This window comes from Pseudomonas sp. R3-18-08, assembly GCF_003852065.1.
Classification (GTDB): Bacteria; Pseudomonadota; Gammaproteobacteria; order Pseudomonadales; family Pseudomonadaceae; genus Aquipseudomonas.
In genome coordinates this window covers 127,040-152,522 of the sequence record NZ_CP027729.1, presented here as the reverse complement: position 1 = coordinate 152,522, position 25,483 = coordinate 127,040, and the positions used below count along the sequence as shown (strand labels likewise).

The 25,483-nt window shown below is 58.8% G+C and carries 8 protein-coding genes; 6 read left to right on the top strand and 2 right to left on the bottom strand.

What is annotated here, in order from left to right; translation table 11 throughout:
* Nucleotides 1-329: 329 nt before the first annotated feature.
* Both C4J92_RS00645 and C4J92_RS00640 read left to right on the top strand, forming a co-directional pair.
* Nucleotides 330-15,776, top strand: a complete 15,447-nt coding sequence (locus C4J92_RS00645; protein ID WP_124402623.1) for a LapA family giant adhesin — start codon at nucleotides 330-332, stop codon at nucleotides 15,774-15,776.
* 150 nt (nucleotides 15,777-15,926) lie between these two features.
* On the top strand, nucleotides 15,927-16,265 hold the full coding sequence (locus C4J92_RS00640; protein ID WP_124402622.1) for a tryptophan synthase subunit beta: 339 nt from the start codon (nucleotides 15,927-15,929) through the stop codon (nucleotides 16,263-16,265).
* A 102-nt stretch (nucleotides 16,266-16,367) separates the two neighbouring features.
* Here the strand turns inward: C4J92_RS00640 and lapD are convergent, their stop codons facing one another.
* On the bottom strand, nucleotides 16,368-18,314 hold the full coding sequence (gene lapD, locus C4J92_RS00635; RefSeq protein WP_124402621.1) for a cyclic di-GMP receptor LapD: 1,947 nt from the start codon (nucleotides 18,312-18,314) through the stop codon (nucleotides 16,368-16,370).
* A gap of 14 nt (nucleotides 18,315-18,328) precedes the next feature.
* The gene (lapG, locus tag C4J92_RS00630; RefSeq protein WP_124402620.1) at nucleotides 18,329-19,021 is read right to left on the bottom strand and encodes a cysteine protease LapG; all 693 of its coding nucleotides are present in this window, start codon (nucleotides 19,019-19,021) and stop codon (nucleotides 18,329-18,331) included.
* Between the two features lie 251 nt (nucleotides 19,022-19,272).
* Here lapG and C4J92_RS00625 point away from each other — a divergent pair, with 251 nt between their 5' ends.
* From C4J92_RS00625 to C4J92_RS00610, 4 genes are all read left to right on the top strand, one after another.
* Complete coding sequence (locus C4J92_RS00625) at nucleotides 19,273-19,983, top strand: GntR family transcriptional regulator (protein WP_124369113.1); 711 nt, start codon at nucleotides 19,273-19,275, stop codon at nucleotides 19,981-19,983.
* Between the two features lie 373 nt (nucleotides 19,984-20,356).
* Nucleotides 20,357-21,115 (top strand): DUF3050 domain-containing protein, encoded by a 759-nt coding sequence (locus tag C4J92_RS00620; protein WP_124402619.1) that lies wholly within the window; start codon nucleotides 20,357-20,359, stop codon nucleotides 21,113-21,115.
* The gene (locus tag C4J92_RS00615) at nucleotides 21,112-22,059 is read left to right on the top strand and encodes a diiron oxygenase (RefSeq protein WP_124402618.1); all 948 of its coding nucleotides are present in this window, start codon (nucleotides 21,112-21,114) and stop codon (nucleotides 22,057-22,059) included. The genes C4J92_RS00620 and C4J92_RS00615 overlap by 4 nt, the downstream gene beginning before the upstream one ends.
* On the top strand, nucleotides 22,056-25,430 hold the full coding sequence (locus C4J92_RS00610) for an amino acid adenylation domain-containing protein (protein ID WP_124402617.1): 3,375 nt from the start codon (nucleotides 22,056-22,058) through the stop codon (nucleotides 25,428-25,430). Before C4J92_RS00615 ends, C4J92_RS00610 begins: the two co-directional genes overlap by 4 nt.
* Nucleotides 25,431-25,483 lie beyond the last annotated feature (53 nt).

Sequence of the window (25,483 nt, the reverse complement as noted above, 5' to 3'; positions counted from 1 at the left end):
CCCCAGGACTTCTTGTCTCAAATCACAGCGATTGGCGCCGCCGCGTCGGATAATGGCTACCGTAATGACCGTACGTCGGAAAGTTCAAAAAGCGGAACTGCTTCACACATGTAGGACGGTTCGCCGCATAAATATCAATGTGACATTACGGAGGCGATTGTTTAGGATGGCGGCCATAAGGTCAATAGTTTGGCATAAACTAGATAACTAAAAATTCCAGCCAAATATTTGACGCCAGTAACTATCTAGACTACGCCCCCTCCAGTTTGGCCCTACTCTTTAGTGGCCACATGGAAATCATTAGAAACGGATCGCCGGAGAAATATTTAATGAGCAATGTTGTTGCCATCGTCAAAAGCATTGTTGGTCAAGTGTTCGTTATTTCTCCGGAAGGCACGCGCCGTGTCCTGGTTGAGGGTGACCGCCTGTTCGCGGGCGACCAGATTGACACAGGCCTGTCGGGCGCGGTGAGCCTGGAACTGGCTGATGGGCGCACCCTGGACCTGGGCCGCGACACCCAGTGGAGCGCCGACATGCCGGACTCCACTGCCGACCTGGCCGCCGCCACCGAACAGGCCGCGCCATCGGTAGCCGAACTGCAACAAGCCATCGCCGCCGGCGCCGACCCGACCACCGACCTGGAAGCCACGGCCGCTGGCGCAACCGCTGCCGGTAATGGCGCCGCAGGCGGGGGCCACAGCTTTGTAGTGCTGGACGCGACCGCCGGCCGTGTCGATCCGACCATTGGCTTTCCCACCGCCCCTATCGGCCAGGGCACGTCAACCCTGAACACCTTTACGGGTGCCCAGGCTTCTACCGGCAACGGCAACCTGGCGCTGCAGCCTGCGACCCTGAGCCTGAGCGCCACGCCCAGCATCACCGAAGCCGGAGGCGTGCTGACCTACACCGCCACCGTGACCCAACCCGGCACCAGCGACCTGACCGTCACCCTGTCCAACGGCGCGGTGATCACCATCCCGTCCGGCCAGTTGACCGGCACCGTCAACGTGCCCCTCGCACCTAACGACAGCCCCTACATCGACGCCAGCCAGATCAGCGTCAACGTCACCGGGACCACCGGCGGCAACAACCTGGTGCTGACCCTCGACCCTAACCCGGCCGTGACACAGATTACCGATACCCTCGACACCACCACCGTGACCTTGACGGCCGGTTCTAGCGTGACCGAAGGCGGGCAGATTACTTACACCGCGACCCTGACCAACCCGGCGCAGACGCCGGTGACTGTCACTTTGAGCAATGGCTCGGTGATTACTATCAAGGCCGGCGAGTCGACGGGCACCGTTGTAGTCGATACCCCGGCTAACGATGTCTACGTTAATGGGTCGACTGTCAGCACCACGATCACCGGTGCCACCGGCGGCAACTTTGAAAACCTGGTACCGAGCACAACGCCTGCCGTTACGAACATCACTGATTCGGTCGACGCCACCGCCGTTACGCTGACTGCCGACACGAGCGTGACCGAAGGCGGCCAGATCACTTACACCGCCACCCTGACTAACCCGGCACAGACGCCAGTGAACGTGACCCTGAGCAATGGCTCGGTGATCACTATTAAGGCCGGAGAGTCCGTGGGCACCGTGGTGGTCGATACTCCGGCCAACGACGTCTACGTTAACGGGTCGACTGTCAGCACCACGATTACCAGCGCAACCGGCGGCGACTTTGAAAACCTGGTGCCGAGCACCACGCCTGCGGTTGCGACCATCACTGATTCGGTCGACGCCACCGCCGTTACGCTGACAGCCGACACGGCCGTCACCGAAGGTGGCCAGATCACCTACACCGCTACCCTGACCAATCCTGCGCAGACGCCGGTGAACGTCACCCTGAGCAATGGCTCGGTGATCACTATCAAGGCCGGCGAGTCGACGGGCACCGTGGTGGTCGACACCCCGGCCAACGATGTCTACGTTAATGGTTCGACCGTCAGCATCACGATCACCGGTGCCACCGGCGGTAATTTTGAAAACCTGGTACCGAGCACAACGCCTGCCGTTACGACCATCACTGATTCGGTCGATACCACCGCCGTCACGCTGACTGCCGACACGAGCGTGACCGAAGGCGGCCAGATTACTTACACCGCGACCTTGACCAACCCGGCGCAGACGCCGGTGAACGTCACCTTGAGCAATGGCTCGGTGATCACTATTAAGGCGGGCGAGTCGGTGGGCAGCGCGGTCGTCGACACGCCGCCGAACGATGTCTACGTCAACGGCAGCACCATCAGCACCACCATCACGGGTGCCACCGGCGGCAACTTTGAAAACCTGGTACCGAGCACAACGCCTGCCGTTACGACCATCACTGATTCGGTCGACGCCACCGCCGTTACGTTGACTGCCGACACGAGCGTGGCCGAAGGCGGCCAGATCACCTACACCGCCACCCTGACCAACCCGGCGCAGACGCCGGTGAACGTCACCTTGAGCAATGGCTCGGTGATCACTATCAAGGCCGGCGAGTCCGTGGGCACCGTGGTGGTCGATACCCCGGCTAATGATGTCTACGTTAACGGTTCGACTGTCAGCACCACGATTACCGGTGCTACGGGCGGCAACTTTGAAAACCTGGTACCGAGCACCACGCCTGCCGTTACGACCATCACTGATTCGGTCGATACCACCGCCGTTACGCTGACAGCCGACACGGCCGTGACCGAAGGCGGCCAGATCACCTACACCGCCACCCTGACCAACCCTGCGCAGACGCCGGTGAACGTCACCTTGAGCAATGGCTCGGTGATCACTATCAAGGCCGGCGAGTCGACGGGCACCGTTGTGGTCGATACCCCGGCTAACGATGTCTACGTTAACGGTTCGACTGTCAGCACCACGATTACGGGCGCGACCGGCGGCAACTTTGAAAACCTGGTACCGAGCACAACGCCTGCCGTTACGACCATCACTGATTCGGTCGATACCACCGCCGTCACGCTGACTGCCGACACGAGCGTGACCGAAGGCGGCCAGATCACTTACACCGCGACCTTGACCAACCCGGCGCAGACGCCGGTGAACGTCACCTTGAGCAATGGCTCGGTGATCACTATCAAGGCGGGCGAGTCGGTGGGCAGCGTGGTCGTCGACACGCCGCCGAACGATGTCTACGTCAACGGCAGCACCATCAGCACCACCATTACTGGTGCCACCGGCGGCAACTTTGAAAACCTGGTGCCGAGTACGACGCCAGCGGTTACCACCATTACCGACTCCATCGACACTACGACCGTCACGCTGACAGCTCCGGCCGAGGCGAACGAAGGTGGTCAGATCACCTACACCGCTACGCTTTCTAATAAAGCCGGCAGCGACGTCACGCTGAAGTTGGACAACGGTTCGAGCATCACCATCAAGGCCGGCGATACCGTTGGCACTGTGACGGTGCCTGCACCTACCGATGACGTGTTTATCGATAAGAGCACCCAGACTGTTCAGATCACCGAGACTACTGGTGGCAACTTCGAAAAACTGGAAGTTGCGGGTAACGGTGCGACGACGACAATTAACGACACCATCGACAAGGTCAATGTAGTTCTGACCGCCACCACCACCGTTGGCGAAGGCGGAAACATCGTTTACACCGCCAGCCTTGTGGATAAAAACGGCGCGCCGGTGACTAACATTACCAACCCGCTGACCGTGACGTTGGATAACGGCCAGAGCATTACCATTGGTGTAAACCAAACGAGCGGTAGCGTTTCGGTTGTTGCGCCGGATGATGTCTACAAAGGCGATCAAACTGTCAGCACCGCTATCAATGGCGTGACCGGTGGCGAGCATTTCGAGAATTTGGTGCCAGGTACTGCTCCGGTCAACACGACCGTTACTGACACCCCAGGCACTGACAAAGCCACCACAGTGACGCTGACTGCTCCGGCTGAAGCGAACGAAGGTGGTCAGATTACGTACACCGCGACCTTGAGCAACAAGGCCGGTACTGACGTAACTTTGAAGCTGGCTAATGGCTCGTCGATCACCATCAAAGCGGGTGACACCGTCGGTACTGTGACCGTACCCGCACCGACCGATGACGTGTTCATCGACAACAGCAGTCAGACTGTTCAGATCACTGAAACCACTGGCGGCAACTTCGAAAAACTGGAAGTTGCGGGTAACGGTGCGACGACGACAATTAACGACACCATCGACAAAGTTGACGTCGTCCTGACCGCCACTCCTACCGTCGGCGAGGGCGGCAACATCGTCTACACCGCCAGCCTTGTGGATAAAAACGGCGCGCCGGTGACCAACATCACCAATCCGCTGACCGTGACGTTGGATAACGGCGAGAGCATCACCATTGGGGTAAACCAATCGAGCGGTTCTGTTTCGGTTGTGGCTCCGGATGATGTGTACAAGGGCGACCAGACCGTCACCGCTGCTATCAAAGGCGTGACCGGTGGCGAGCATTTCGAAAACCTGGTGCCAGGTGCTACTCCGGTTAACACCACTGTTACCGACACACCGGATACCGACAACACCACAACCGTCACGCTGACCGCGCCAACCGCAGTCAACGAAGGTGGCCAGGTCACTTACACCGCCACGCTTTCCAACAAAGCAGGCAGCGACGTCACCCTGAAGTTGGATAACGGTTCGAGCATTACCATCAAGGCTGGCGACACCGTTGGCACGGTGACCGTACCTGCTCCGACCGATGACGTATTCATCGATAAGAGCACCCAGACCGTTCAGATCACCGAAACCACTGGCGGTAATTTCGAGAAGCTGGAAGTTGCAGGCAACGGCGCAACCACCACGATCAACGACACCATCGACAAAGTTGACGTCGTCCTGACCGCCACTCCTACCATCGGCGAAGGCGGCAATATCGTCTACACCGCCAGCCTTGTGGATAAGAATGGCGCGCCGGTGAACAACATCACGAACCCGCTGACCGTGACGTTGGATAACGGCCAGAGCATCACCATTGGTGTGAATCAGTCGAGCGGTTCTGTTTCGGTTGCTGCTCCGGATGACGTGTACAAGGGCGACCAGACCGTCACCGCTGCTATCAAAGGCGTGACCGGTGGCGAGCATTTCGAAAACCTGGTGCCAGGTACTACTCCGGTTAACACCACTGTTACCGACACACCGGGTACCGACAACACCACTACCGTCACGCTGACCGCGCCAAGTGCGGTTAACGAAGGTGGTCAGGTCACTTACACCGCCACGCTTTCCAACAAAGCAGGCAGCGACGTCACCCTGAAGTTGGATAACGGTTCGAGCATTACCATCAAGGCTGGCGACACCGTTGGCACGGTGACCGTACCTGCTCCGACCGATGACGTATTCATCGATAAGAGCACTCAGACCGTCAAAATCACCGACGCTTCTGGCGGCAACTTTGAGAAACTGGAAGTTGCGGGTAATGGTGCGACCACCACAATCAACGACACCATCGATAAGGTCGATGTGGTTCTGACCGCCACTCCTACCGTTGGCGAAGGCGGCAGCATCGTCTACACCGCCAGCCTGGTGGATAAGAACGGCACGCCGGTGACCAACCTCACCAATCCGCTGACCGTGACGTTGGATAACGGCCAGAGCATCACCATTGGGGTAAACCAATCGAGCGGCTCTGTTTCGGTTGTGGCTCCGGATGATGTGTACAAGGGCGACCAGACCGTCACGACCGCTATCAAAGGCGTGACAGGGAGCGAGCACTTCGAAAACCTGGTGCCAGGTGCTACTCCGGTTAACACCACTGTTACCGACACACCGGGTACCGACAACACCACTACCGTCACGCTGACCGCGCCAAGTGCGGTTAACGAAGGTGGTCAGGTCACTTACACCGCCACGCTTTCCAACAAAGCAGGCAGCGACGTCACCCTGAAGTTGGATAACGGCTCCTCGATCATTGTTAAGGCTGGCGACACCGTCGGCACCGTGACTGTGCCTGCACCTACCGATGACGTGTTTATCGATAAGAGCAGCCAGACCGTCAAAATCACCGACGCTTCTGGCGGCAACTTCGAGAAACTGGAAGTTGCAGGTAACGGTGCAACCACCACAATCAACGACACCATCGACAAGGTCGATGTAGTTCTGACCGCCACTCCTACCGTTGGCGAAGGCGGCAGCATCGTCTACACCGCCAGCCTTGTGGATAAAAACGGTGCGCCGGTGACTAACATCACCAATCCGCTGACCGTCACCCTGGATAACGGGCAGAGCATCACCATTGGTGTAAACCAATCGAGCGGTTCTGTTTCGGTTGTTGCGCCGGATGATGTCTACAAAGGCGATCAAACCGTCACCGCTGCTATCAATGGCGTGACCGGTGGCGAGCATTTCGAGAATTTAGTGCCGGGTACCGCTCCGGTCAACACGACCGTTACTGACACCCCAGGCACTGACAACGCCACCACCGTTACGCTGACTGCTCCGGCTGGAGCGAACGAAGGTGGTCAGATTACGTATACCGCGACCTTGAGCAACAAGGCCGGTACTGACGTCACCCTGAAGTTGGATAATGGCTCGTCGATCACCATCAAAGCGGGTGACACCGTCGGTACGGTGACCGTACCCGCACCGACCGATGACGTGTTTATCGATAAGAGCACCCAGACTGTTCAGATCACTGAAACCACTGGCGGCAACTTCGAAAAACTGGAAGTCGCGGGCAATGGCGCCACCACCACGATCAACGACACCATCGACAAGGTCGATGTAGTTCTGACCGCCACTCCTACCATCGGCGAAGGTGGCAACATCGTCTACACCGCCAGCCTTGTGGATAAGAACGGTACGCCGGTGAATAACATCACCAATCCGCTGACCGTGACGTTGGATAACGGCCAGAGCATTACCATCGGTGTAAACCAAACGAGCGGTAGTGTTTCGGTTGTGGCTCCGGATGATGTGTACAAGGGCGACCAGACCGTCACCGCAGCTATCAAAGGCGTGACCGGTGGCGAACATTTCGAAAATCTGGTGCCAGGTACTACTCCGGTTAACACCACTGTTACCGACACACCGGGTACCAACAACACCACTACCGTCACGCTGACCGCGCCAAGCGCAGTCAACGAAGGTGGTCAGATCACCTACACCGCCACCTTGAGCAACAAGGCAGGTACTGATGTCACGCTGAAACTCGACAACGGTTCGAGCATCATCATCAAGGCTGGCGATACCGCCGGCACCGTGACCGTGCCTGCTCCGACTGATGACGTGTTTATCGACAAGAGCACTCAAACGGTCAAGATCACTGACGCCACGGGCGGCAACTTCGAAAAACTGGAAGTCGCGGGCAATGGCGCCACCACCACGATCAACGACACCATCGACAAGGTCGATGTAGTTCTGACCGCCACTCCTACCATCGGCGAAGGTGGCAGCATCGTCTACACCGCCAGCCTTGTGGATAAGAATGGCGCGCCGGTGAACAACATCACGAACCCGCTGACCGTCACCTTAGATAACGGCCAGAGCATTACCATTGGTGTGAACCAGTCGAGTGGTTCTGTTTCGGTCGCGGCTCCGGATGATGTGTACAAGGGCGACCAGACCGTCACCGCTGCTATCAAAGGCGTGACCGGGGGCGAGCATTTCGAAAACCTGGTGCCAGGTACTACTCCGGTTAACACCACTGTTACCGATACACCGGGTACCGACAACACCACTACCGTTACGCTGACCGCGCCAAGTGCGGTTAACGAAGGTGGTCAGGTCACTTACACCGCCACGCTTTCCAACAAAGCAGGCAGCGACGTCACCCTGAAGTTGGATAACGGCTCGAGCATCACCATCAAGGCTGGCGATACCGTCGGCACTGTAACTGTGCCTGCTCCGACCGATGATGTGTTCATCGACAAGAGCACTCAAACGGTCAAGATCACTGACGCCACGGGCGGCAACTTCGAGAAACTGGAAGTCGCAGGCAATGGCGCAACCACCACAATCAACGACACCATCGACAAGGTCGATGTTGTTCTGACCGCCACTCCTACCGTTGGCGAAGGCGGCAACATCGTCTACACCGCCAGCCTTGTGGATAAGAACGGTACGCCGGTGACCAACATCACCAACCCGCTGACCGTCACTTTGGATAATGGCCAGAGCATCACCATCGGGGTAAACCAATCGAGCGGCACGGTCACCGCCGTGGCACCGGATGATGTTTACAAAGGCGACCAGACCGTCACCACTGCCATTCAGACTGTCACTGGCGGTGAGCACTTCGAAAACCTAGTGCCGGGCACCACGCCGGTCAATACCACCGTTACTGATACTCCCGGCACTGACAACGCCACCACAGTGACGCTGACGGCTCCGGCTGAAGCGAACGAAGGCGGTCAGATTACCTACACCGCCACGCTTTCCAACAAAGCAGGCAGCGACGTCACCCTGAAGTTGGATAACGGCTCGAGCATCACCATCAAAGCCGGCGATACCGTTGGCACCGTGACCGTCCCTGCGCCTACCGATGACGTGTTTATCGATAAGAGCACTCAAACGGTCAAGATCACTGAAGCCACGGGCGGCAATTTCGAAAAACTGGAAGTTGCGGGTAATGGCGCAACCACCACCATCAACGACACCATCGACAAAGTTGACGTCGTCCTGACCGCCGCTCCTACCGTTGGCGAAGGCGGCAACATCGTCTACACCGCCAGCCTTGTGGATAAAAACGGCGCGCCGGTGAGCAACATCACCAACCCGCTGACCGTCACTTTGGATAATGGCCAGAGCATCACGATTGGCGTGAATCAGTCGAGCGGTTCTGTTTCGGTTGTGGCTCCGGATGACGTGTACAAGGGCGACCAGACCGTCACGGCCGCTATCAAGGGCGTGACCGGTGGCGAGCATTTCGAAAACCTCGTGCCTGGTACTGCTCCGGTCAACACGACCGTTACCGATACGCCGGGCACGGATAACACCACCACCGTTACGCTGACCGCACCAAGCGCGGTTAACGAAGGCGGCCAGATCAGCTACACCGCAACGTTGAGCAACAAGGCCGGCAGTGACGTCACTCTGAAGCTGGACAACGGCTCTTCGATCACCATCAAAGCCGGCGATACCGTTGGCACCGTGACCGTCCCTGCGCCTACCGATGACGTGTTTATTGACAAAAGCACTCAGACCGTTCAGATCACCGAGACTACTGGCGGCAACTTCGAAAAACTGGAAGTTGCAGGCAACGGCGCAACCACCACCATCAACGACACCATCGACAAAGTTGACGTCGTCCTGACCGCCGCTCCTACCGTTGGCGAAGGCGGCAACATCGTCTACACCGCCAGCCTTGTGGATAAAAACGGCGCGCCGGTGACCAACATCACCAACCCGCTGACCGTCACTTTGGATAATGGCCAGAGCATCACCATTGGTGTGAATCAGTCGAGCGGTTCTGTTTCGGTTGTTGCACCGGATGACGTTTACAAGGGCGACCAGACCGTCACGACCGCCATCAAAGGCGTTACCGGTGGCGAGCATTTCGAAAACTTGGTGCCTGGTACTACTCCGGTTAACACCACCGTTACTGACACACCGGGTACCGACAACACCACTACCGTCACGCTGACCGCGCCAAACGCCGTCAACGAAGGTGGGCAGATTACGTATACCGCCACGCTTTCAAACAAGGCCGGCACTGATGTCACGCTGAAACTCGACAACGGTTCGAACATCACCATCAAGGCTGGCGCGACCGTCGGCACTGTGACGGTGCCTGCGCCTAGCGATGATGTATTTATCGATAAGAGCACTCAAACCGTTCAGATCACTGACGCCACGGGCGGCAACTTTGAGAAGCTTGAAGTTGCGGGCAAGGGTGCGACCACCACAACTAACGACACCATCGACAAGGTCGACGTGGTTCTGACCGCCACCACCACCGTTGGCGAAGGCGGCAACATTGTCTACACCGCCAGCCTTGTGGATAAAAACGGCACGCCAGTGAGCAACATCACTAACCCGCTGACCGTCACGTTGGATAACGGCCAGAGCATCACCATTGGTGTGAACCAATCGAGCGGTAGCGTTTCGGTTGTTGCACCGGATGACGTGTACAAGGGCGACCAGACCGTCACGGCCGCTATCAAGGACGTGACCGGTGGCGAGCACTTCGAAAACCTAGTTCCGGGTACCGATAAAGTCACTACAACTGTGACTGACACCCCAGGCACTGATAACACCACCACCGTCACGCTGACCGCGCCAAGCGCCGTCAACGAAGGTGGACAGATCACCTACACCGCGACCTTGAGCAACAAGGCCGGCAGTGACGTCACCCTGAAGTTGGATAACGGTTCGAGCATTACTATCAAGGCTGGCGACACCGTCGGCACTGTGACCGTGCCAGCGCCAAGCGATGACGTGTTCGTCGACAAGAGCACTCAGACCGTCAAAATCACCGACGCTTCTGGCGGCAACTTCGAGAAACTGGAAGTTACGGGTAATGGTGCGACCACCACAACTAACGACACCATCGATAAGGTCGATGTAGTTCTGACCGCCACCACCACCGTTGGCGAAGGCGGCAACATCGTTTACACCGCCAGCCTTGTGGATAAAAACGGCACGCCGGTGAGCAACATCACTAACCCGCTGACCGTCACGTTGGATAACGGCCAGAGCATCACCATTGGTGTGAACCAATCGAGCGGTAGCGTTTCGGTTGTTGCACCGGATGACGTGTACAAGGGCGACCAGACCATCACGGCCGCTATCAAGGACGTGACCGGTGGCGAACACTTCGAAAACCTAGTTCCGGGTACCGATAAAGTCACTACAACTGTGACTGACACCCCAGGCACTGATAACACCACCACCGTCACGCTGACCGCGCCAAGCGCCGTCACCGAAGGTGGACAGATCACCTACACCGCTACGCTTTCTAATAAAGCAGGCAGTGACGTTACGCTGAAGTTGGATAACGGCTCCTCGATCATTGTTAAGGCTGGCGACACTGTCGGCACCGTGACCGTGCCTGCTCCGACCGATGATGTGTTTATCGATAAGAGCACCCAGACCGTCAAGATCACCGACGCTTCCGGCGGCAACTTCGAGAAACTGGAAGTTGCGGGCAACGGCGCAACCACCACGATCAACGACACCATCGATAAGGTCGATGTGGTCCTGACCGCCACTCCTACCGTCGGCGAAGGCGGAAACATCGTCTACAGCGCCAGCCTTGTGGATAAAAACGGCACGCCGGTGAATAACATCACCAATCCGCTGACCGTCACCCTGGATAACGGCAAAACCATCACCATCGGTGTGAACCAATCCAGCGGCACGCTCACCACCGTGGCACCGAACGACGTTTACAAAGGTGATCAAACCGTCACCGCAGCCATCAAAGGCGTGACCGGTGGCGAACATTTCGAAAATCTGGTGCCGGGAACTACAGCGGTTAACACGACCGTCACGGATACACCGGGTACTGCTGATACCACCACTGTCACTTTGACCGCGCCAAGCGCCGTTAGCGAAGGTGGCCAGATCACTTACACCGCTACGCTCTCTAATAAAGCGGGCAGTGACGTCACGCTGAAGCTCGACAACGGCTCGTCGATCACCATCAAAGCGGGCGACACCGTCGGCACCGTAACTGTGCCTGCCCCTACCGATGACGTGTTCATCGACAAGAGCACCCAGACCGTCAAGATCACCGAAACCACTGGCGGCAACTTCGAAAAACTGGCAGTCGCAGGCAATGGCGCAACGACGACGATCAACGACACCATCGACGATGTAACCGTGGTGCTCAAGGCCACGGGTTCGGTCAGCGAGGGCGGGCAGATCGTTTACACCGCGTCGCTGGTCGACAAAAATGGTGCGGCAGTGGCCAACGTTGGTTCCGACCTGGTGGTGAAGCTGGATAATGGCTCGACCATTACCATCGGCAACGGCAAGTCCAGCAGCTTCACCACCGCCACCGCGCCGAACGATGCGTATGTTGGCGCCAATGATGTCACCGCCAAAATCAGTGCCGTAGGCAGTGGCGGCGACAAATACGAGCACTTGATGGTCGACGGCAGCACCGTGGTCACCAAAGTCACGGATGTGGTCACCAACACCACCCTCAGCATCAGCGGCGACGCTTCGGTGACCGAGGGCGGTACGGCGCACTACACCCTGGCCTTGAGCAACCCGGCGCAAACCGATGTAACCGTCACTCTCAAGTACAGCGGCACGGCCACCGATGGTTCGGATTTCAATGGTGTGTACACCGTGAAGATCCCGGCCGGCGCCAGCAGCGTGCCGTTTGATATCCGCACGCTTGACGACCGAATCACCGAGCCGACCGAAAAAATCGTCGTCACCATCGACAAGGCCACCGGGGGCAACTTCGAGAACCTGGTGATCGACAAGGGCACGGTCAGCACTGACATCCTCGACAACGATGCGCCGCCGGTTATCGACCTGGACGCCAACAACTCCAGCGGTGCCAGTGGCAACGACTTCAAGACCACCTTCACCGAAGGCACCGCCGGGCCGGGTGTGTCGATTGCCGACACCGATATCAAGATCACCGACCCGGACAGCACCCTGCTGACCGGCGCAACGGTCACCCTGACCAACGCCCAAGCCGGTGATGCCTTGAACCTGGGCAACAGCGTGAACGGCATCAGCGTCAGCACCAACAATCAGACGGGCACCATCACCCTGACGTTGTCGGGCAGCGCGACGCTGGCTGACTACATGCAGCGTATCCAGAACATCACGTTCACCAACACCAGCCACGACCCAAGCACCACGCCGCGCACCATTACCGTGGCGGTAACCGACGGCGGCAATTACTCCAACGTCGCCACCACCACAGTCAACGTGGTGGCGGTCAACGATGCGCCAGTGGCAACGGGCGGGGCCGTGACCGGCACGGAAGACACTGCGCTGGCCTTGACCTGGGCCAACTTCGGCGTGAGCGACGTGGACTCGCCATCAGCCAGCCTCGGCGTGAAAATCACCGACCTGCCAGTGGCCGGCAAACTGCAATACCTGGCAACCGACGGCACCACCTGGACCAACGTGACCAGCGGCCAGACCTTTACCAAAGCCCAGATCGATGGCGGCCAGTTACGCTTTACGCCAAACGCCAACGAGTCCGGCGCCGACGGTTATGGCGGCACGGGCATCGGTAACAAGCAGGCCGATTACGCACAGTTCAAGTTCCAGCCCACCGACGGCAAGGACCTGGGCACCAGCGCCACGGTGAAAGTCGACATCACCCCGGTGGCCGACGCGCCAACCCTGGGTGTGGCTGACAACAACGTCAACTCGGTCGGCCTGATCAAGCAGAGCTGGAACAGCCTTCCCGGCCTTGGCACCAACGGCAACGGCGCCGCACCGGACGTGCTGAAAAAAGCCATCGATGGCGCCGGCACGCCGAACAGCACCGCGGTGGTGACCAATGTCGAATCCACCACCGACGTTACCCCCGGTTCAGGCGGAAAAATCTCCGGCCTGATGTACATGGAAGCCGGCAAGAACTACACCTTCAGCGGCGTCGCCGATGACAGCCTGCTCATCAACGTCGGCGGTAAAGACGTGGCCAGCGGCCTGTGGGGCACCAACAGCGGCAAGTTCAGCGGCACGTTCACGCCGGCGGTCAGCGGTTACTACAGCCTTGAGATCTATCAGGCCAACCAGGCGGGCCCCGGCAGCTATGACGTCAACCTGTCGATCAATGGCGGCGCGACGCAGAACTTGAGCACCAGCAACATCCCGCTGTACACCGGCATCGCCGACCTGACCAACGCCGGCGTGACCGTGTCCGACCTGCATGGCAGCAACGGTGACGGTTACTACGTGGGTTATAAGCTCAACGAAGGCCTGGAAAACGGCAGCGTCAAATTGTCCAAGATCACCACCGCGCTGACCGACACCGATGGTTCGGAAACCCTGGCGGTGAAGATCGGTGGCATTCCGGCAGGCTCGGTGCTTACCGACGCTTCGGGACACACCTTCACGGCGACGAAAACCGTGGGCGAAGTCAACGTCAGCGGCTGGGACCTGGGCACCCTGACCATCAAGCCGCCGACCTATTACAGCGGCCAGTTCAACCTGACCGTGACCTCGACGTCGACCGAAAGCATCGGCGGCTCGGCGACCACCACCGCGCAATTGCCGGTGACGGTCTACCCGGCGGCGTATAACTCGGTAACCGGCACGTCGGGCAGCGACTCGATTATCGGCAGCGATGGCAACGACATCGTGGTAGCCGACATCGGCGGCCTGAACGTGGTGCAGGGCAAGAACTACAACATCGCGTTCATGGTGGACAGCTCCGGCAGCATGAGCACCGCATCGATCGACGCGGCGAAGGCTTCGTTGACCACGGTGTTCAACTCGCTGAAAAACAGCCTGGGCGCCAATACGTCGGGCACGGTGAATATCTTCCTGGCCGACTTCGATAGCCAAGTGAACAAGTCGATTGCCATCAACCTCAATGCCCCCAATGCGCTGGCCCAGCTCAAAGTGGTGCTGGACTCGATGGTGTCGGAAGGCGGCACCAACTACGAAGACGTGTTCAAGACCACCGCCAACTTCTTCCAGAGCGACCTGGCGAGCAAAAACACCGGTGCGACTAACCTGACGTACTTCATCACCGACGGCCAGCCGACGTTCTACCAGAGCGGCGAGCAGACCAACCCGACGCTGTACGGCAACGTCAAGTTCGATGATGTGGTAACGACGGCCAACTACACACCCGGGACCGCAGTCGGCAAGTACCTGGATAACACCCATTACTTGAGCATCGACGCCTCGGGTGCCGCTCAACTGCAAACCTCGAACGGCTTCTGGTGGACGGCCTACAATCTGGGCACGGTCCGCGCTCAGGGCGACGGCACCTTTGAGCTGTCCAATCTTGACGGCCGTGGCAACAGCACCGACACCGCAACAGCGGCCAACTCCAAGAGCGCCTTTGCGTTGCTGGGCGGGCTGTCGCAAGTGGAGGCGATCGGCATCAACAGCGACATCAGCCTCAGCGACCTGAAGCCTTACGACAGCGACGGCAAGCCACAGGCCAATATCGATCCGAAGGACCTGGCCAATGCCATCCTCGGCCACACCGAGGCCACTTTGCCAGGCGCGGACAGCATCAGCGGTGGCGACGGCAATGACATCCTCTTTGGCGACCTGGTGAGCTTCAGCGGGGTGACCGGCGAGGGTTACAACGCCCTGCAGGCTTTCGTGGCACAGAAAGCCGGTGTGGCTGTCTCGGCGGTTACCACTTCGAATGTGCACCAGTACGTCACCGAGCATTACGCGGACTTCAACGTGTCCGGCGCCAAGGACGGCAACGACACGCTGCTCGGCGGCAATGGCGATGACATTCTGTTCGGCCAGGGCGGCAACGACGTGCTGGACGGCGGCAAGGGCAATGACATCTTGCTGGGCGGTACCGGCAACGACACGTTGATGGGCGGTCAGGGCAACGACATCCTGATCGGCGGTTCGGGTGCCGACACCTTCGTGTGGAAAGCCGGTGACATCGGCAACGATGTGATCAAGGACTTCAAGGCGTCGGAAGGTGATCGGATTGACCTGCGTGATCTGTTGAAGGGCGAGACGGACAGCACCATCGACAACTACCTCAAGATCACCACGGTAGAAGGCGTGTCGACCCTGCAAGTGAGCAGCGATGGCAAGCTCAACGCCGCCGGTGGCCTGGCCAATGCGGACGTGACCATCAAGCTGGAAGGCAATGATTGGTCCCACACCAACATCAACTCGCTGATCAGCGGTGCCGACCCGACCATCAAGATCGATCACACCGCCTAAGCTTGGGTTTATCGGCCGCCCTCGAGGCGGCCGATTTATTTGGGCGATACGTTGCTGGCCCTGGCGGCCGGTTGCATCGCATACTCGCGCTTATCAACACACGGCCGGCCTATGCGGCTGACGATGTGTGGCTTTTTTCGAGGGGTTCTTATGTTTTACGTGCAACGTGATGCGCAGGGCGCGTTGAGTCGCGTAGAGGCCGCTGCCTTTGCCGGATCCACCGAAACACTGCCGGCCGATCACCATGAGATCCAGGCCTGGTACGCCAACGAAGTGGTGGAAACCAGCCTGGCCCAGCTCAAGCAGAGTGACCTGGAGATGATCCGGGTACTGGACGACTTGATCCAGGTGCTCACCCGCAAGGGCGTCATCAGCGTAACTGACCTGCCGCCTGCGGCTCAGGCCAAATTGATGGACCGTAACCAGGCGCGGGAAGCGTTGGGTGGGTTGAGCCAGTTGATCAATGATGATGAGAAAGGGCTTATCTGAAATGTGGGAGGGGGCTTGCTCCCGATAGCGGTAAATCAGTCGATATTTGGGTGACTGATACGCCGCAATCGGGAGCAAGCCCCCTCCCACATTGGATCTGCGTTATTTCCAGGGCGCGGGCTCGCCGAACAGCTGGCCCTGCACCCCAAAAATCCCCATCTCACGAATCACCTTCAGCTCACCTTCGGTCTCCACACGTTCGGCAATCAACGGCAGATCGATGCTGTGGGCCGCGCGCTGGATGGCTTCGATAAACAGGCGCTTGTCGCTTTCCTGGTCGATGTCGCGGATGTAGCTGCCGTCGATTTTCAAGTACGCCAGGCCCAGGCGGGCCAGGTTGCCGATCATGCTGAATCGCCCGCCGAAACGCTGAAGGCTCAGGGAAAAGCCCAACTCGCGCAGGCGCTGGGTCATCTGCTCCAGCACAAGCTGTTCCGGCAGTTGCTCTTCACCGATCTCCAGGGTGAGGCGCGAGCCCAGGTTGCTGTGCTGGCGCAGCAGCTCATAAATGCGTTGCAGTGCCTGAGGATCCTGCAAGGTTGCGGCTGAGAGGTTCAGCGCCAGATTGTGGCTGTGGCCGCTCATCTGTTTGAGCACTAGCTCGAGCATCATGCGGTCCAGGCGGGCCGACCAGCCGAAGCGCTCGAGCCACGGCAGGAAACGCCCGGCGGGTAGGGTATGGCCGTCGAAGTCCTGCAAGCGCGACAGCACTTTGTAGTGCAAGACCAATTGCGGATCCTGGCTGGCCACGACCGGCTGGAAGTACAACTCGAAACGCTGTTGGGTCAGCGCCTGGTCCAACAGTGTGTGCCAGGCATGGTGATCGTCACCGACGCTGGCGGCGGCACTGTGGTCGAGGCACGCCCAGGTGCTGTCACCCTGCCCTTCGGCTTGAGCCAAAGCTTGGTCGGCGAGGGTCAGCAGCGCCTGCGGCGCATCGCCATGGTTGAACGGTGCCAGGCCGATGTAGGCCACGGGCGTAACATCGCTGGCGCCGGTGGCCTGCAGGCTGAGCAACGTGCTTTCAAGGTTCTGCGCCAATTGCAGCGCTTCTTCACGGGTGAGCCCAGGCGCCAGCACGGCGAATTCGCCGCCACGAATACGGGTCACGAGGTTATGGGTTTCCGGGTACGGCTCGCACTGGCGCAGCAGTTGTTCGCCGACCGCTTGCAGCAGCTGGTCGGTACGCTGGCCGCCCAGGCGCTGGTTCAGGCCGGCCAAGTCCTTGACGCGCAACACCAGCAAGTAGCCGGAGTTGGTTTCTTCGGGGTTGCTGACGCGGGCGTTGAGCTGCATTTCGAAATAGCGGCGGTTGGCCAGGCCGGTGAGGTTGTCCTGATAGGATTCGGTGCGCAACTTTTCGCTGCGCTCGGCCTGCTCCTGGAACAGCGCCTTGAGCTTTTCCACCATTTGGTTCATGGCCTGCACCACCCGGCGCAACTCCGGCGTGCGCGGCAGGTCAGGCAGGCTGAGGAATTCCCGACGGGCGATCGCGTGGGACTGCTTGACCATATAGTCCAACGGCTTTAATTGCCGGCGCAGCAACAGCCCGCCGAGCACCACGCTGACCGCACCGCACAGCAGCAACCAGCCAAGGCTGCCCAGGGCGCTCTGCCAGAGCTTGGCCAGGGCGAACATCGGATGGCTGACCACCTCGACTCGCGCCGCCTGCTCCCAACCACGGCTCACCAGCGCATCACCACCGGCCGGCTCCAGGCCGATCAATTTTACAAACCAAGGGGGCACGCCATTGTTGTCGGGTATGCCGCTGCGCTCAACGATGGTTTGGTCCGTGGCCAGGTCCACCACACGGATGCTGGCGTAGTAACCGCTGTCGAAGATCGAGCTGACCAGCAACTCGACCATGGCCGGGTCATCGATATTGGGGGTCAGCGACAGCGCCAGTGCCGTCGCGGCATCCTGCGCATGGGAGCGCAATTGGTTGACGTACTGCGTGCGCGAACTTTCCAGGCTGACCATGAAGCTGCCGCTGAAGGCGACCACCAGGAACAGACAGATTGCGATCAACAGCTGTTTGAACAAAGACATCCGATCAGTTACTCCTAGTTGGCAGGCTCGGCTGGGAAGCCTTCCGCACGCATTTTTCTCAACACATCCTGCCAGCGCGACAAGCGTTTGGTATCGCCGACTTTCTTGTTGCCCTTGGCGCCGGGCAGGTACAGCCCCTCGGCGTTGAATGAATACACCGGGATCAAATCGGTACGGCGGGTTGCCGGCAGAATGTCGTCCATCAGGCTGTCGAGCACCAAGGGGATCGCGTCGGGGGTCGAATAGTAGGTCAGGACCATGTGCGCACGATTCTGACGCAAGGCCTTGACGTAGGTAATGCGCAATTTATCGCTGGACACGCCCAGATGACGCAAACTGAAATACTTGGCGATGGCGTAGTCTTCACAGTCACCGGCGCCCTTCCAGAGTGCTTCGATGGGTGTCTCCCAATAGTCGACCGCACGCCAGAGATCAATGTCTTCCACGTAGGTCATTTGTTTGTTGAAGAACACGTTGACGACCTTGAGCTGGTCTTGCTCGCTGACCTGTTTTTCGGTGCTCAGCAGCCGCTGCCACGCGTCAATGCGTTGCTGGCCCTCGCCCAACGGCCCGTACAAGGCGCTGGCCTTGCGGCTGATCTGCGAGAAATCCCAATCGGCATGCAGCCCGCCGAGCATCAGGCAGGCCAATAAGATCGCTGATAAGAGCCAGCAAAAAACTCGATAGGGAATAAAACTTACCGCCAAGGCGTTCAGTCCATGAAAAGAGACGGAATTTCAAGGGATGGTGAAGCTTCGTCTCACAAAAAACAATGGCACAGTGCGATCATTCATCGGTGGAGCGAGTTTATAACCGCCTCCTGTGGGACGTACAAAATACACGCTGTGGGCTCTTACAAACGGAAACTCTGGCTGTTTGACAAGTGCCTGACCCATCTCTAGTGTTCATTGGATCCAATAAACACACTCTATTATTCAAAAAGGAGGGTAGCGTAACCGTGACGCAGAAGCCGAACCCTTTAAGCAGTATCAAGGTCAGCGGACCTATTCCTGCTCATCTTGCCCGCGCCGTTATTGAAGAAACGTTGCGTAACGCCATTCTCGATGGTCGATTGCCCTGTGGCACTGCTATGCGCCAGCAAGAACTCGCCAGCCTGTTCGGCGTCAGCCGTATGCCGGTGCGCGAAGCTTTGCGCCAGTTGGAGGCACAATCCCTGCTGCATGTGGTGACCCACAAAGGCGCTGTGGTTGCGCCCTTGATCGAGGACAATTCGGCTGAGACCTATGCCCTGCGCATGCTGTTGGAGTCCGAAGCCTTGCGCTTGTCGATCCCATTGCTCACTGAATCGGACATCGCCGAGGCAGAGGCCTGTATCACTGCGCTGGAATGCGAGAAAGACTACAGCGAGATCGGTCGCCTCAATCGCCTGTTTCACATGATCCTGTATGGCAAGGCGCCTAACCATCGCCTGCTCAAATTGGTGGAGCATGGGCTGAATGAAGAGGAGCGGTTTCTGCGCTTCAACCTCGAGGCGATGGGACTGGGCGAGACGTCACAGGAGGATCACCGCGAACTGCTCAACCTGGTGGTGCAGAAGAAAATCGACGAAAGCATCCTGACACTGCGTAATCACTTGATGCGAGGCATGGAGGTCATCAATAGATACCTCAATAGCCTCGAAACTGCGAATAGGACAGCTGCGTTATAAGGGGCTCCTACCGTTTTTGAGCCTGTGCATCGCGGGGTACCGTTCCTTATAAGGAAGCGTCCCGCGTTGATACACTGTGAACAAGCCGGCAAGCCTTATTCAAATCGGCGTCATATAAGGAAACTTCTCACACTTCAAACAACTATTTCTTCGGGAAGTTTTTGTTCGCAAAACTATTTAATACATTCACAAGCTCATCCAAACGTTTAATCAGCTTATTATCAGCGCCCCACCCAAAAACCTCGCAATTGCCGCTCGCGTATTGAGCCAGCGTTCCTCGCGTGGGCGCGCCTTAACGCTAATCTTCCAACTAACAACTACAAAATCCATCACTGCAACTAGAGCAGTCGCAACAACTTCATAGGCGTCAACCATGCATCATCATTTGCTTGAAAAAAAGAAATTTCAACTGTGCAGTCATCCGTTATTTGCAGAAATAACTTCTCTTAGCAAACTACAACACTTTATGGAAAGCCATGTATTTGCGGTTTGGGACTTCATGACCCTGACCAAACGCCTGCAGCAGGATCTTACTTGCATCCAAATACCCTGGCTCCCGCCGGCCAATCCGCAGGCCGCACGCCTGATCAATGAAATCGTGCTGGGCGAGGAGTCGGACGAACATCCGACGCGGGGCCATTGCAGTCACTTTGAGCTGTACCTGGAGGCCATGGCGGAGGTGGGCGCCAATACCCGTGTCATCGCACGTTTCATTGACCTGCAACACCAGGGTGTAGAGGTCAGCGCAGCGCTGCGAATGATCGGTGCGCCCCCCGGTGTGCCGCGCTTTGTCGACAGCACATGGCAGATCGCACTCAGCGCACCCACCCATTGCGTCGCGGCGGCCTTCCTGCATGGTCGTGAAGGCGTCATTGCATCCATGTTCGAGCGCCTTCTGTGCAGCAGCCCCTTGATTGCTCGTCAGGCACCCATCTTGTGTCACTACCTCAACCGTCATATCGAGTTGGATAGCCAGGAGCACGGCCCGGCGGCGGAGCAGGTGCTCCAGCATTTGATCGGCGCAGACCCGACTCGCCAGCGACAAGCCGATAGCGCTGCCTTCGGTGCCCTGGAAAGCCGCATGACCTTCTGGGACGACGTACACGCCTCAATGCATGAGGTACACCCATGAGCGCCACCGGCTATCACTCCTTTGCCGAAGACTGGGAGCGGCGCGCAACCATCCGCACACGCCCGCGCCGCATGTTGGAAAACGACGGCAAACTGATCTATCCCCTGAGCCGCCAACCCCTTGTACTGAGTGCGACCTTTCTCGAGCGCTGCTCGCAATGCCGCGACTTTGTGCTGGCGCAAAGCTTTTATCGATTCATCCATGACATCGTGGTTTTCGAAACCGAGATCGTCGATAAGCTTGCCCGCCGTATTGCCAAGAATCGCTTCTCGCTGCCCCTCCCCCTCGCCTGCCGTTACGATGCGATGACCGTCGTGGTGGATGAGGATTACCACGCATTGGTGGCACTGGACTTCCTGCAGCAAGCCGTGACGTTGACCGGTATCGAGCCCCTGGACCTGCCGGGGCAGATCGAACTGAGCCGCGCCTTGCCGGCCGCGCAGGCGCAGGCACCGGAGCACCTGCACGATGCCGTCGAGTTGATTGTCGTGGCCATCGCCGAAAACACCGTCACCCATGATGTGGCGGCCTTTTCCAAGGACGACAGTATCAAGTCGTCCGTACGCGGCTTGATGGCTGATCACCTGTTCGATGAAGGGCGCCACGCACAGTTCTGGACACAGTTGGTGCGTATCTACTGGCAGTCGGCAAGCGCGCAAGACCGCGACAGCATTGCCGGCGTGCTCCCGACTTTTCTGGCCCATTACCTGACCAACGACATACAGAAAGGCTTCGACCTGCAGTTGATCGAACACCTGGATGTCAGTACCGATATTCGTTTGGCGCTGCAGGATGAAATCGTTGCGTTGGATTTTCCTATTACCCGCCAGCACCCGTTGATGGGCAACATCATGAGCTTCCTGCACCACAGCGGCGTGCTGCACACGCCAAGCGTGGCACGCGCACTGGACGACTACCTGCCCGCGGCGGGGAGGCTGGCATGAGGCGCTTGACGATTGAATGGGGCGGTGCAAGTGAAGCACTGGGGGCCCTCAAGCAGGTTCTGGAACAATACGGGCATATCGCGGGGGCGGGGTCGGTCGACCTGGTGATTGAGGACGGCAGCCAGTCACCGTCAGCCTTATCCACCGATGCGCCGTGGATGAGCCTGCGCCTGGGCATCGGCTCCGTGTCCGAAACTGGGTTACCCGCACTGCAGTTTCGCTGCTATGACCGTGATCGGCGCCTGTTGGCCGTGCACGACGTCGCCGAGGAGCCCAGCGGCAACGGCCAGCGCCTGCGTCGTCGTGCGGCTCACGCTCTGGTGGAGTGGGTAGCGTCATTGGTCAGCGGATTCTCGAGAGACCCTGGTTATTTCTGTGCAACGGCCAACCCGGGCACCTTGCCCGAACAGGGCTTGCGAGGACTGGAGTCACTGGCGTTCATGCATCGATTCAACCGTACAGCCGATCCGGTACTGCTGCGGGCGGCACAGGTGCCCATGATCGAACGGTTGCAGGCCAGCCTGAATACCTTCGCCGATCGTACAGCGCTGAATATTGCGGGGCGCAGGGTGACTTATCGCCAGCTTCAGGAAAAAGCCGTGGCGATCCAGCAACACCTGCTGCCCCTGTTGGAGGGCATTGAAACACCGGTGGTGGGTGTGTGCCTGGAGAAATCTACCGAGCTTTACGCAAGCATTCTGGCGGTGCTGGGCTGTGGCGCGGTGTATTTGCCGCTGTCTCCGGACCATCCGGTAAAACGCCAGCACAGCATGCTGACAAGCGCAGGTGCAGGCGTATTACTGGAAAATGGCCTGCACCCGTTGCGGGATAAGTGCGTTTCACTTGATGTCAGTACGCTCACCCCACACGGCATCGACTCCACACAGCCGCTGATGCGCCATCGTCCCCACGCCGATGCGCCGTGCATGGCGCTTTTCACCTCTGGCACCACGGGGCAACCCAAGGGTGTGCTGCTCAGCCAACATAATCTGGCGCATTTCACGGCCTGGCTCGGTACCTGTGTGGCGCTGGACGATAAGAGTCGCGTTCTGCAATTTTCACCGCTGAGCTTTGACTCGTCACTGATCGATATTTTTCCCGCCTTGATCGCGGGCGCAGCGTTGATTGTCCCCAGCGCAGAACAACGTCACGATCCCCGGCAATTGGTCGAGCTGATTCGCCTGCAACGCGTCACCCATGCTTTCTTGCCACCGGCACTGCTCGGCATCTTGCCGCTGGACCAGCCGCTGGGCCTAGCCCACCTGCTCACCGGCGGCGACTTTTGCGAACCCTACGTGATCGAGCGAATGGCCGGCCAATGCCAGTTTCACAACCTCTATGGCCCCACCGAAGCCACGGTACTGGCAACCCATCGAACGTTTCGGCTCGGTGATAGCAATCGCAATATCGGCCTGCCCATCGCCAACAGCCAGGTCTTGATCCTGGACGAGCACCTGCAACCGGTGGACGAGCAGGTGATGGGCGATCTGTACCTCGCAGGACCGGGCGTGAGCCTGGGCTATATGAACGGACCACCGCAGGCCGACTCCCCTTTCATCAAGCTGACGTTGCCCGACGGGCAATGGCTGCAGGCTTACCGCAGCGGCGACCTGGCGAAATGGACGCAAGACGGTATCGAGTTGGGCGGCCGACGGGATGACCAGGTCAAGATCCGCGGTTTTCGGGTCGAACCTCAGGAGATCGAGCACTGCCTGCGCAGCAGTCGGTTGTTTCGCCAAGTGGCAGTGGTGATTGATCAGACGCACAGAATCATCGGCTTTGCGGCCCAGCCCGAACCCGGCGCCACGCTGGCCAGCCTGAAGGAGCACGCACGGCAGTGGCTGCCTGAGCATATGCAACCTGTCGCCTGGAGCGAGCTGCCGAGCCTGCCCGCTTCGAGCAACGGCAAGATCGATCGCAAGGCGTTGCGGGAGACGCCGATTACCCGCGCTCAGGAGATGACGCATTGCAGCACGCTCACGCCAGTCCACGCGCAGTTGGTAGACCTGTGGGGGGAGTTGTTAGGGTTGCCTGCCGGTGACGTGTCGATCGACGACAGCTTTTTCAACCTGGGCGGCCATTCGATCCTGCTGTCCACCTTGTTGCTGCGCCTGCGCGAGCAGTTTGGCCGCAGCCTCTCCTTGAGCCAATTTTTTGAAGCGCCGACGATTCGTACGCTGGCCTTGCAGATGGAGGGCGCAGCGCTGCCGAATACATCGTTCAGCCAGATGGAAAAAGATGCGTCCCGAGCCTTGGCGCTTGAGGTGCTGCCCGAGGCCCGCGCCGGGGATCCACGCAAGGCGATTGTCACAGGGGCGAACAGCTTTGTCGGCGTGCACATCGTCCAGGCCTTGCTGGCGGGTGGGGCGCAGGAAGTAGCGTGCCTGGTCCGGGCGCTCCCAGGCCAGTCGGCGGCGGACCGATTCTCTCAGGCGTTGCGCGAATACCGCCTGGAACAGTTGGACCTGAGCCGAGTGCAGGTGTATGCCGCCGACCTGCGCCAACCCCGCCTGGGTCTGTCTGCAGAGGCGTACGACCACCTCGCCCGCAATCATGGTGTGCTGGTGCACAATGCGGCGCAGGTCAACCATGTGATGGACTACATAGCACTGGCCAACGACAACGTCGAACCGGTGTTTGAATGCCTGCACCTTTGCGAGACCCACTGTAAGAAAGTTTTCAATTTCATTTCAACACTGTCGGCCTGCAGTCGCCTCGACACTGATGGGTATGTGCTCGAAGCACCCGCAAGCCGCGCGTTGCCACTCTATGTAAAAAACGGCTACAACCTCTCGAAGTGGGTGGCCGAGCGGTTGTTGGGGCGTGCAGTCGAGCAAGGGACCTGGGTGAATATTCATCGGCCGGGGAATATCAGTTTCAACAGCCGGAACGGTGTCTGCCAACCCCATAAAAATCGGTTGATGTTGATGCTCAAAGGGTCGCTGCAGTTGGGCAGAGTTCCTCGAATGGAGGGCAATTTCGACCTGATGCCGGTGGACTTCCTGGCGCGCTTCATCGCGTTTCACAGCCCGCGTTTTGTCCCTGGGCGAAACGTCTTCAACCTGCACAATCCTCAACATTTGAGCTGGGACCAGTACCTTGATGCATTCAGCCAGGCCGGCCACACTTTCGAACGGGTAAGCCTTCAACATTGGCAACGGGCGTTGCGCACAGTGCGCCACGACAATGCGTTGTTCGGCGTACTGGGCTTTTACCTTGATGGGTTGGGTGAAGACATCGGCGACACGTCGATGATCCATTACAGCAACGCGCAGTGGGGCCTGGAACAAATGGGCACACAGTATCCGCCAAAGAGCTCCGCACTCTTACGCAAGGGCTGTGAGTACCTCAGGGCCATCGGCTTTCTCTGAGCGGCTTTGGGCCCGCATTGAATTTGCTCGGCTGTATCGGAGCGAGGCCTCGC

Excerpts from the sequence above, each read along its gene's own strand:
- C4J92_RS00645 (WP_124402623.1), top strand. The coding sequence starts at position 330 with ATGAGCAATGTTGTTGCCATCGTCAAAAGCATTGTTGGTCAAGTGTTC.
- C4J92_RS00640 (WP_124402622.1), top strand. The coding sequence starts at position 15,927 with ATGTTTTACGTGCAACGTGATGCGCAGGGCGCGTTGAGTCGCGTAGAG.
- lapD (WP_124402621.1), bottom strand. The coding sequence starts at position 18,314 with ATGTCTTTGTTCAAACAGCTGTTGATCGCAATCTGTCTGTTCCTGGTG.
- C4J92_RS00620 (WP_124402619.1), top strand. The coding sequence starts at position 20,357 with ATGCATCATCATTTGCTTGAAAAAAAGAAATTTCAACTGTGCAGTCAT.
- C4J92_RS00615 (WP_124402618.1), top strand. The coding sequence starts at position 21,112 with ATGAGCGCCACCGGCTATCACTCCTTTGCCGAAGACTGGGAGCGGCGC.
- C4J92_RS00610 (WP_124402617.1), top strand. The coding sequence starts at position 22,056 with ATGAGGCGCTTGACGATTGAATGGGGCGGTGCAAGTGAAGCACTGGGG.